The organism is Roseibacillus persicicus (assembly GCF_014651675.1).
Classification (GTDB): Bacteria; Verrucomicrobiota; Verrucomicrobiia; order Verrucomicrobiales; family Akkermansiaceae; genus Roseibacillus; species Roseibacillus persicicus.
This window is the reverse complement of sequence record NZ_BMXI01000017.1, coordinates 1-10,892: the sequence shown is the minus strand read 5'-3', so window position 1 is coordinate 10,892 and position 10,892 is coordinate 1. Positions and strand designations below refer to the sequence as shown.

The window sequence follows — 10,892 nt, the reverse complement described above, 5'->3', positions numbered from 1 at the left end:
TTTTCCACGCAACCGCTTCCAACCCTGCCCCTTCTCCCTTTCAAAAAGGAGAGCGCGCCTCCCTCCTGCCTCAGTTTCCCTGCTCGATCTCCTGCTTCCGGATCTGGGTAAAGTCCATGACCAACTTGCCCACCACGATGATCGCCAGGACCGGCCAGGCTCCTTTGAAAGCCAAGGTCAATCCCGCCCCGAAAACGATGGCAACGTGGAGCGCAATGATGCTTTTGTAGGGCTCAAACATCAGCTTCTGGAACTCCGCCCTTTTCCAATCGCCTGTTAGAATAAAGTCCTGCACAAACCCCAATCCCCGCATGGCGAAAATGGCCGCCACCGACCAGATGCTCGCCACCGGCAACGCCGCCCACGCCTGCCCGACCACCATGAAGAGCAACTGCACAAAAAGCAGGGGCCCGAGATAGAACTTGAGCCCCTTCATATCGATTCCTTCTGCTCCCGATCCCGCGACACCGGAATTAGTCATCTCCAGCACAAAGACCCCGTGCCCCGCACAAAAACCCCCATAGTGAATGGTGAAAAACGCCATCGTGAACAGCATCCCCGGCACAAAAAACCACCCCACATCCTTCACTTTGCCAACCCCCACGGCCCCCATTTTCATCAATTGCCAGAAACCGATGATAATATTCTCGATCCAATACAGCAGAACCACCTCCCGCGCATTCCATCCCCAAAAGAAGACTCCCAACAAAGGAGCAACCGCCGCAGCCACCGCCAAAAAATATTGAGCCCACCGCCAGTTCATCATCGGCGGGATTCTACTGCCAGTTTTCGAAAAAGCGAAAGTCTGAGCTGAGGCTTTTTATCCGCGATGACCGATTCACCACAGAAGGCGCAGCGACCGAGTATTCCCGCAAGCCCACCTGCTAAAAATCTCCCAAAATCCCCCACTCCACCGTTCTTCCTCCAAAATCCACCCTCTCCTCGAAACAATTGCGTGAACCCCTCCGCGATTCATGCTTAAAACGCCGCGCAATGCTCGACATCAAGCTCCTTCGCGAAAAGCCCGACTTCGTCAAAGACCGCGTCCGCACCCGTGGAGGCGATCCCCACACCTTGGTCGACAAGGTCCTCGCCTACGACGAAACCCGCCGCAAAGCCGAAACCGAAAAGCAGGTTCTCCAATCCGAGCGCAAGACTCTTTCCAAGCAAATCGGAGCCCTGATGGGTCAGGGCAAGGCCGATGAAGCCGAGGCCATCAAGGAAGATGTGCGCATCATCGGCGACAAGATCGCGGTTCTCGACGAGCAATCCAATGAGGCCGAGGAGCACCAGATGGCCCTCCTCCTCTCCATCCCCAACCTCCCCCACCAAGCCTGCCCCATTGGCGCGGACGAGGACGCCAACCCCGTCATCCGGGAATGGGGCGACAAGCGCGAGGTCACCGATCCCAAGGACCACGTCGAACTCGCGGAAGGTCTGGGTCTCATTTCCTTCGACGACGCCGTGCGCATCGCGGGCAGCGGCTTCGCGGTCTATCGCGGCAAGGGCGCCAAGCTCCAGCGCGCCCTCATCCAGTATTTGTTAGACCTCCAGACCGAGACCAACGGCTACGAGGAGGTCAACGTCCCCCACCTCATCAACCGCGAGTGCATGTTCGGCACCGGCCAGCTTCCGAAGTTCGAGGACGACATGTACGGTCTCAACGAGGGGCAAACGTTCCTCGCCCCCACCGCCGAGGTCCCTGTCACCAACCTTTACCGCGACACCATCTTGGCCGAGGACCAGCTCCCCATCAAGATGACCGCCCACACCCCCTGCTTCCGACGCGAAGCCGGATCCGCCGGTCGCGACAACAAGGGCATCATCCGCATGCACCAGTTTGACAAGATCGAGCTCGTGCAACTGGCCCACCCTGACAAGTCGATGGAGGTCCTCGAGGAGCTCACCGGCCATGCCGAAAGCGTTCTCCAGACCCTCGGCCTGCACTACCGCGTGATCGAGCTCTGCACCGGTGACGTCGGCTTCAGCGCCTGCAAGACCTACGACATCGAGGTCTGGGCCCCGGGCCAAGGCAAGTATCTGGAAGTCTCCAGCTGCTCGAATTTCGGCGACTACCAGGCCCGCCGCATGAAGCTGCGCTACAAGGACGCCGACGGGAAAAACAACTTCTGCCACACCCTCAACGGCTCCGGCACCGCCCTGCCCCGCCTGATGGTGGCCCTGTTAGAGCAATACCAGAACCCCGACGGCACCATCACCGTCCCCGAACCCCTCCGCCCCTACTTCGGCGCGGATACCATCGCCTAAGAAACGGGAAATCATCCTCGCCTCTTGACGAATCTTCTCGGAAAAGCAAATTAACCATCCTCATGAAATCTTGGAAAATCCTCCCCCTGATGCTGGCTCTATCGGCCCCCTTATCTGCCAAAGAACCGGAGTTGGGCAAGATCAGTTTGGCGAGTCTCTCCACTTCCCCCGACTACAAGAAGGAAGAGGCCTCCGTTCGTTTTTCTTGGAAAATCAAGGCGGAAGGACGCGGACAACTGCAAAGCTCCTACCGCATCCTTGTTGGTAAAGATAAGGACACGCTGAAACCCGACGGAGAGCTCATCTGGGATTCAGGAAAAGTGGAAGGCTTTGAATCCATTTTCATGCCTTATGAAGGCCCTGCGTTGACGCCGGATACGACCTATTATTGGACAGTCCAACTCTGGAACAATCAAAAGGAAGAAGGCCCTTGGAGCGCTCCAGCCTCCTTCTCCCTTCCCAGCGAAAAGAGCGAGCCCGCAACCATCTCAGGCACGGAGGCCAAGAGCACCGGAGACTTCTCCTGCTCCGACGAGACCCTGAACCAGCTTTTCAAAGCAGCGATTGATTCCCGCAAAAAAGCTCTCACTCCCACCCCCACTTTCCAACCAGACGGCCTCCCCTGGGGCGCGCCCCTCCAGCTCACTGCCCGAGGTTACGCCTTTCAGGCAGATCTGAACGACTACTATCGCTCGTGGCTAGACGGCTTCGTCGAAAGCGCGGAAGAAGGCGGACTCCTTCCCTCTCTGGCTGGTACCGGAGAAAACAGCAAACCCGCTCCCGGGTATTCCGATGCCGGACTCGTGGTGCCCTTTGCTCTCTGGCAACTCACTGGTGACAAGTCTCTCGTCGAACTCGCATTCGACCCCGCCGTCGCTCATGTCGGCGCCATCCAGAAGATCGACTCCGACTTTTCCGGCAAGACCTTTGGTATCGACCGAGGCGACTACGGTCACAAGGACGACCCCACCTCCTCCGACTTTCTCGCGGCCTGTGTCTTTTCGCTCGATTGCCGCATCCTCAGCGAGATGGCCACAGCGATGGAGCATTTGCCCTACATCATGCAGCACCAGGTTTGGTTCTCCAAAGTTCGCGAGGGATTTCAGAAAAAATACTTTGTCGACGGCAAGTTGACTGAGAAGTCCCAAACTGCCCAAATTCTTGCTCTCCGTTATAGCCTCCTTCCTCCCGAAGCCAAGCAACCCACCGCCGATGCTCTTGCGACCCGCTTGGAAAAAGAGGGACTCAAGGCCGGCAACCTCGGAACAGCCGCCGTTCTCCCCGTCCTAAGCTGGACCGACCATCACGAACAGGCGGTCTCTCTGGCCAAGAGCTTCGGCGCGGAGGACGCCGCGCCATCTGCCGTTGCTCTTGCCAATACCCAAGAGTGGATGTTCGCTTTCCTCGCTGGCTTTATTCACCAGAGTCCAGGCTTCAAATCCCTGCGCGTCTCGCCCTTCATTCCTACCGACGGTTCCGTCACCGAGGTCAAAGCTCATCACGAAACCCCATACGGACGCCTCGCCATCCACTGGAAAACATCGGAGAAAGGCCTGAGCGCCACCGTCACCGTGCCGCCTAACACCACTGGTATCATCGCCCTCCCTGGCGAAGAAAAGGCGCAGCTCACCGAAGGAGGTCTCCCCCTCGAAAAGGCCGTAGCCTGCCAACTCATGCGTTTCGCCCAGGGACGACATGAAATCATTGCCCAATCGGGAACCTATCAGTTCGAGCTCGTCAATCCGTAGCGTTCTCTTGGAGTAAGAAGCCGTAGCCCTGGAGCTGACCCAGGGCCGGCAGAATCACTTCACAGCTCTCGGTGACGGTGATCTCTACCCCAGTGTAGACATCACGATATCGGCCGGTCCTTAGACTACCAACCGGCATCACACTGCCTTCCGCCACAGCCTCCCGCTGCAAAATCATAAAGGCGGAATCGCCCAAGCTCCAAGCCAACGCGTCCTTCTGCGCGGAAAGCACTCTCGTCTGCAAACCATAGGTCGCGCGGAAGAACGAAATCCCTTCCTTGAGCCCGGGACGGTCATAACCATGCTCTCGTCCAACCGGCTTGAGCACCTTGGGATCATCGACAAAAACATACGGCACCCCTTCCCCCATTCCAAACAAGGCAGCATACCCAATCTGCCAAGCCCCGTCAGGTATACGGTATCGAGGGTCATCAATTCCTTCGGTCCGATTGGCTTCTCCCCGATCCAAATCATGGTTGCGCAGCAAACTCACAGACGCCCGCGGGGGCAACTGTAGCGAAAGCGTTTTTCCCTCTATCAGATCGCTCATCGCCCTTTCCCCCCTTAAACATTCCGCCAGACGCAGGAGATGGGGAAAGTCGAAAAAGCGCATCTCGGGCAGCCCTTCCAGATAAGGCTCGAAAGTCTCCAAGGAATGGTCCGCGATCTCCCCGACCACAAACCCCGGCTCCTCCAACTGACCCAGAATCGCCCGCAAATCAGCCGGTGGGATGTGCCGTGCCGAATCCACCCGGAAGCCCCTAACCCCGCAACTCTGCAAGTCCTTCAGATGAGCTACCAACTTGGCCCGAACTCCTTCCGACTCCGTCCGCAGATCCGGCAACGCACCAAACAGCCACCGATTGCGCACCTGCCGCACGTTGCTCCAGTCCCGGATCGGAGCGTAGGGATGAAAGTCCTCAACCGAAAAATCCGCGAAGCGAACCTCCCGCAGCCGCCCCCGCCTCACCGATACATACGGACTGCCAGCCATGTGATTGGGCACCACATCCACCACCAGCGTCAGTTCACGATCGGTCGCCTTTCTTGCGAGCTCAACCAACTCCTCCCGCGCCCCCAATGGCCCTTCGATGACTCGATAATCCAAGGGCTGATACTTCCCCCACCACTTCCCATTCTCCACACTCTTCTGCACGGGCGAAACGTGGATGTGGCTATAACCCTGCTCTTGCAGCGCGGGAAGGGCTTGCCCGATCTCCGCAAAGGTCCAGTCAAAGAGCTGGACCATTACCGGTGGAGGAGGCGGAGTCACCTCCTCAGCTAGCGACAATTGCCCCCAAATGGCGAGGAGGAAGAACACCTTCATCTCTTCTCAATTTCCCGAGTTCAAAACGTCCAGACGTAAACTGCGAATCGCAATGTCACTCCGCACGTCGACCTTTGGCACGGATTCCACCACCCCACTGCCCAGCCCCGCATCTATCGCCGCATCCAACTGGCTCCCATTGGCAATCCGCAGTCGGTCAAAGACCAGGCCCGGCGCAATCCACTCCGATGCCAGAGCTTCCCCCGTCGTGGTATCTCCTTCAAAGAGTTCTGTCAGACCCGTGCGATAGTCATAGCGTAAGGTCACAATCGTCTCCCCCGCCAACTGGGGACACGCATTCTGGGCCTGCCATCCGGCCGGATGCAATCCCCAGCTAATGCCCGGCCCATTGGGATCCCCCACAAAGATTCGCTCCACTTCGCCAGTATAGAGACTCACCCCCGCCCAACCGGGCGTATGCATTGCGGCCTGTGAGGTTTCAGCCTCAATCGTCAGAAGCAGGACATGACTCAGCTCATTCAACATCGGCGGCACCGCTACAAAGGCAGCCTTACGAAAGGCACCCGATGTATCCAAAATATTATCGCGGATTGTCGCATCTCCCAGCGTGACCTCCCAGCGCCCGTCCCCAATGTCAGGCCGCTTGCCATGCAAATCAGTCCCGTCCGGCTCATCGAAATCGTCGGCAAAGATCGTGACCCGGCCAGCGAAGTCCGAGGCAAAATCGCGCGACGGAACCGACAACTCCAACGCGGAATCCCGCCATGCAAGCCCCTCTCCCTCCCTCAAGTCCTGAAAGTCTCCCGTTCCATCAATCGGCTTCAATCGTACCGAACCTTTGATGACATGGACCTCCTCTTCCCGACCAGCCAAGACCCCAAACTCGGTTCCCAGATCCTCGACCAGCAGCGATTCCGTCGTGCAGATGAAACCCTCTGCTCCCTCCGGAACCTGAAAAAATGCCCGCCCCTTTTCCAAATGCAAAGCGTTCTCCCCCGTCACCCTCAGCTCGGCCGGCCCTTCGACCAATGCCGTCACTCCTGTCGGAAAGGTCAGAGAAACAGCCCCACGCGCCAACTTCAAGGTCGACCCCTGAAACAACTTGCCCTCGCTCCCCGAGCCATTCACATGGGAAATCACCCCTCGGGACTCTGGCCCGTATTGCACCAACGTCGCAGGATCCCCGACTGGTCGAAGCGCCAAAGCAGTCAACACCCCCAACACTAGGATCGCCGCAGCCAACCCCAGCAGTTCGCGGACCCCAAACCGCCGTCGCTGCGAAAACTCAGCCTGCACCACCTTGCCCTCCGCACCTTCATACTTTTCGCAGAGCGAGTGATGCAGTCGGCTATAGTCAAGATAGAGCTTCCGCCACTTTCGGTCCGAACGCAGCAACTCTTTCGCCTCCTCCACCTCCGCTGGCGAACTATCACCATCGAACAGGGACTGCAACAGGGCCTCATTCTTCAATTCAGCTTTCATGATTGGGGAGAGGTTTGCAGCTGCAGCTCAATGCACCGACGGAGATTCGCCCGAATCTTGAAAAGCCGCGCTTTCAGAGTCCCGGGACTGCGATTCAAATCACGCGCATACTCATCCAACCCCACCTCCTCGGCATAGCGCTTCCGCACCAACTCCAAGTCGTGAGGACGCAACTGGGTCACACATTGCGCCAAAGCCCGGTGCGCCCGATCCAAGCTCTCATCATCCTCCTCGAACTCTTCCGCAAATCGCTCTGCCAAGTCATCGTCGAAAATTAACCATGCCCCCTTCTTCAACTTCCGACGCTGGGTGAACACCATATTCCGCGCCACCGTGAAGGACCAGGCCTTGAAATTCGTCCCCAGCTCGAAGCTCTCCCGCTTCCGCCACAACACCATGTTAACCTGCTGCAAAATATCGCTCGCTCCCGAAAACCCCGGCATCAGTGAACGAATATAAGCCAGAATCGGCCCCTGATGCGCCGTCAAGAGCGCCACAAACTCCTGCTCTTCTTCTTCGTCACTCTGCATACCTACTAATGCAAAACACCCCTCTTTGGTTTACTTTGACAAGAGAAAAGCGCGCCGCCAGCCCAATCACCAGGGAAGAATCAGCTCCTTCAGAATTTTTGATGGCAGCAAAATCCGCTTCCCCATTGTCGAGGTGGTCCACTTGTTCGACGATAGCATTCAGGCCCTGCAGGAAGTCGTTCGTTGCATCGACCCGCAAAATGTTTGGGTAGAACTCACGGGAAAGCAACCAGCCCGAATTGTGGTTCAAAAAATCTTTCCGACCGGAACCTCCTATGGGTTGCCAAATGGAAAACCAAGTCAATCGGCGAATTCTTACTCGGTAAGTCGGACGCAAGTTGAATCGCCGCCTCAATTAAATGTGTCTAGCCCTCACTGACTACATCGAGTTACAGTGACATAATATGAACCTCGCTGTTCTCCGGATTGGCTGTCGGTCAGCCAAGTCTGAAGCCGGACCGGGCCGACTGAGAGATTCACCTCGAAATGAGCGGTTTCGTCTGCGGGTTCCAGTGAGAGCTCCTTCTCGATATCTCGGATGCGAAGGTGTGCCCGACTCGCACCCATGGCTTGTAGCTCGTCGTCAGGATAACGACTGAGGCGGAAACGATAGCGACCCTGCTCGCGCACATCCAACTCCCAGAAGCCATTGATCAAAATCCGATCATCCGCCAATTGCTCTTTCTTCCAGATGACTTGGCCCTGTGTCGGATGCCAGTCACGCACCGTGAAGGAGGTCGGGTTTTCCTCTTTAGCGCCGATGAAGAAACGAGTGTAGGCCGCTTCATGTGCCATCGCATCACGCCACCATTCCTGATAGGCGCGATCCAATTTGGCGATGACTTCCGGGTGCTTCGCTGCGAGGTCTTTCGTTTGGCCGGGGTCTCGCTCAATATCGTAAAGTTCGCCGTCAACCACTCGCCACCGCTTGGTCAGGATCGCGCGCCGGGGAAATCTCTGCTTCGTCTTTTCCCCTGCGCTCCACGGCACTGGGTCGCCACTATGACGAATGACGAATACCGTTCGATCAGCCCACTCGGCCTCCTCTCCTTTCAGCAAGGCATAGAGATTGCGTCCATCGACTTCGAGTTCTTCGGGTGGTTCCAGATTGCACATATCGATCAGAGTGGGCAACCAATCGTGATGCGTCGTCAGCGCATCGATCTGCCGCCCGGCTTCCACCTGTCCCGGCCAGCGAATGAAACATGCCACGCGATGGCCACCCTCATACGTATCGCCCTTTGAGCCGCGCATGCCGGCATTGAAGCCAACATGGCCTTCGTCGACCCGAGCTCCACCCGCAGAGCCATTGTCTCCCATGAAGACCACTATGGTCTCTTCGTCCAGCTGCTCCTCTTTCAAAGCAGAGAAAAGCCGTCCAAGATTTTCGTCAAAATTTTCTACCATCCCGTAGAATAGAGAGCGCTTCTCCGGCAGGCCAAGCTCTCTAAATCGATCCGCATATCGATTCGCTACCGTGAAAGGACCATGCATGGCGTTGAGTGGCAGGTAGATGAAAAACGGCTTCTCCTTTTTCGCCTTGATGAAGAAAAGCATTTCTTCAAAGAAAACGTCAGTGCAATACCCTTCAAATTTCTCCGGCTTACCGTTCCGAAAATAGGTGTCGTCAAAGTAGTTGTTTCCCAGCGGATTGCCAATCTCGTCGACCCCTCCAGCCCGGTGGCAAACCACCTCATCGAAACCGCGAAAGCGCGGCGCATAAGGAAAGGGGTCACCGAGGTGCCATTTCCCGAACATTCCAGTCCGATAGCCTGACTCGCGAAAGACATTTGCCATGGTGACTTCCTCATGATTGAGAAGTTGTCGTCCATCAGTAACGGTCCATGCGCCTACCCGAAGCGAGTGGCGACCGGTCATCAGCGCGGCACGCGTCGGTGTGCAGACAGGGTCGACGTGATAATCCTCAAACCGGGTGCCCTCGTCGCGCATTCGATCGAGATTTGGTGTCTTCAACCACGGATTGCCATGACATGACATGTCCCCATAGCCCTGATCGTCGGTGAGGATAACGATGACGTTGGGCCGCCTTTCCTCATCCTCTGCCGCCTGAACCGGGAATCGAAACGTGGCAAGCAGTAGGATGAAAACTAGATTTCTCATGGCAAGTGACGACCTTCAATTTCGAACATTTCGCCATCGACAAAGCAAGAAACCAAATGGCCTAACCGACAGCATGCCACAAAAGCCAGGCACAGGAACAACTCGGATATCCTACCGAACATCTTCGCCGACACCGGATTGGAATTCGTATGCAGCGAGAGACTCTTCAAACAAACGAACGTCACAGCCCCGCCAATCAATCCGGTCAGCGAGCTTTCAATCGTTCTACCACCCTCCCACCTCCACTCAATCTCCAAGCGTACAGCGCTGTCGGATTTGTGGTTCTGCGTCTTTATAGGACATCCGGACTTATTCATCAAGCGGAGGAAGGAGGCTCGGAACGATAGCCTCCACGTCTCTCCTCCGATTGTGAACAAGTCCGTCGCGCGACCAACGACTTATTTCCATTTCCTTCCTTTCTCTATCCGCTCTTCTCCTCGAAAATGAATCTCCACGCCTTCCCCGGGTCAGGACTTTGCTGCGTCTTTCGCTGCAACGAATAAGAACAAGGCGTCCGACCCGGGGGAGCGTGGTTTGCTCAACAACGACTCCTCAGTGGTTGTCTCCCATGACATTCCTATAAAGACGTCGCCCGAGCAAGCCCGCGTGTTCCTAAAATTATCAAACCATCATCATGAACCATCGCTTCCATCTCGGCATCGACCGCTCCGATAGTTCCATCGACTTCTGTCTCCTCGATGAGACCGGAACCATCGTCGAACAAGGCAAGGTCCCTTCCGCTCCCGAAGACCTCCAACCCTGGGTCCTCTCCCTCAAAGCCCGCCTCGAATCTGGATCCGGCACCATCGCGGCCTGCATTGAGCAACCCTGTATCAACCTCACCCACTACTTCCGGCAATTCGACTTCCTCGCTCTCTACCTGGTCAATCCCGCGGTCATCAAACGCTACCGCGAAAGCCTTTCTGCCTCCCGCGCCAAGGACGACCGTCGTGATGCCCACGCCCTGGCCCGCTTCGTTCTTGAGCGCCACTGCGAGCTCCAACCCTGGCAACCAGCCGACGAACAAACCCGCGCACTCAGCGCCGTGACCGAGAAGCGCAGGCAGCTCGTCGACCTGCGCACCAGCATCACCAACAAGCTCACCCAAGCCCTCAAAGACACTTATCCCCAGTCTCTTGAACTGGTAGGTCGCTACCTCTACAGCCCGCTCGCCTGTGCCTTTCTCAACAAATGGCCCACTCTCGCCGACTTGCGCAAGGCCCGCCCCGCAACCATCAAGACCTTCTACTACACCCATGGTAGCCGGCGGCCGGAAGTCATCGAGAAAAGGCTCACCCTTATTGCTGGCTCCGTCCCATTGTGCACCGACCCGATTGAACTCGAAGTCGCCACCGAACTCATCCGCGCCTTCGTCAAGCAACTCCAAGCCCTCACTGCCAGCATCGCCCGCTTCGACCGCCTCATTGCCCAGGCCACCGCCAAGCACGAGGATGC

General features: G+C 57.0%; 8 protein-coding genes. 3 read left to right on the top strand and 5 right to left on the bottom strand.

Annotation, left to right across the window (positions count from 1 at the left end):
* Positions 1 to 70 precede the first annotated feature (70 nt).
* The gene (locus tag IE099_RS17250; RefSeq protein WP_189572760.1) at positions 71 to 766 is read right to left on the bottom strand and encodes a DUF6498-containing protein; all 696 of its coding nucleotides are present in this window, start codon (positions 764 to 766) and stop codon (positions 71 to 73) included.
* Positions 767 to 993: 227 nt separating this feature from the next.
* On the opposite strand from IE099_RS17250, the gene serS reads away from it, so the two are divergent.
* Together serS and IE099_RS17240 are read left to right on the top strand one after the other, a co-directional pair.
* Positions 994 to 2,268, top strand: coding sequence for a serine--tRNA ligase (gene serS / locus IE099_RS17245; protein ID WP_189572758.1), 1,275 nt, complete (start codon positions 994 to 996; stop codon positions 2,266 to 2,268).
* Positions 2,269 to 2,330: 62 nt separating this feature from the next.
* On the top strand, positions 2,331 to 4,016 hold the full coding sequence (locus IE099_RS17240; RefSeq protein WP_189572756.1) for an alpha-L-rhamnosidase-related protein: 1,686 nt from the start codon (positions 2,331 to 2,333) through the stop codon (positions 4,014 to 4,016).
* On the opposite strand, the gene IE099_RS17235 is transcribed toward IE099_RS17240, so the two are convergent.
* The 4 genes from IE099_RS17235 to IE099_RS17220 form a co-directional block, all read right to left on the bottom strand.
* Entirely contained in the window at positions 4,006 to 5,343 is a 1,338-nt protein-coding gene (locus tag IE099_RS17235) for an alpha-amylase family glycosyl hydrolase (protein ID WP_189572753.1), read from the bottom strand. The genes IE099_RS17240 and IE099_RS17235 overlap by 11 nt on opposite strands.
* 6 nt (positions 5,344 to 5,349) lie before the next feature.
* The gene (locus IE099_RS17230; RefSeq protein ID WP_189572750.1) at positions 5,350 to 6,786 is read right to left on the bottom strand and encodes a FecR domain-containing protein; all 1,437 of its coding nucleotides are present in this window, start codon (positions 6,784 to 6,786) and stop codon (positions 5,350 to 5,352) included.
* A complete protein-coding gene (locus IE099_RS17225; RefSeq protein WP_189572747.1) occupies positions 6,783 to 7,316 on the bottom strand; it encodes a sigma-70 family RNA polymerase sigma factor in 534 nt (177 codons plus the stop codon). Before IE099_RS17225 ends, IE099_RS17230 begins: the two co-directional genes overlap by 4 nt.
* Before the next feature lie 372 nt (positions 7,317 to 7,688).
* Positions 7,689 to 9,437, bottom strand: coding sequence for an arylsulfatase (locus tag IE099_RS17220; protein ID WP_189572744.1), 1,749 nt, complete (start codon positions 9,435 to 9,437; stop codon positions 7,689 to 7,691).
* A gap of 634 nt (positions 9,438 to 10,071) precedes the next feature.
* Between IE099_RS17220 and IE099_RS17215 the strand changes: the two genes are divergently transcribed.
* On the top strand, positions 10,072 to 10,892 hold an 821-nt coding region (locus IE099_RS17215), incomplete at its 3' end, for an IS110 family transposase (protein WP_189572740.1).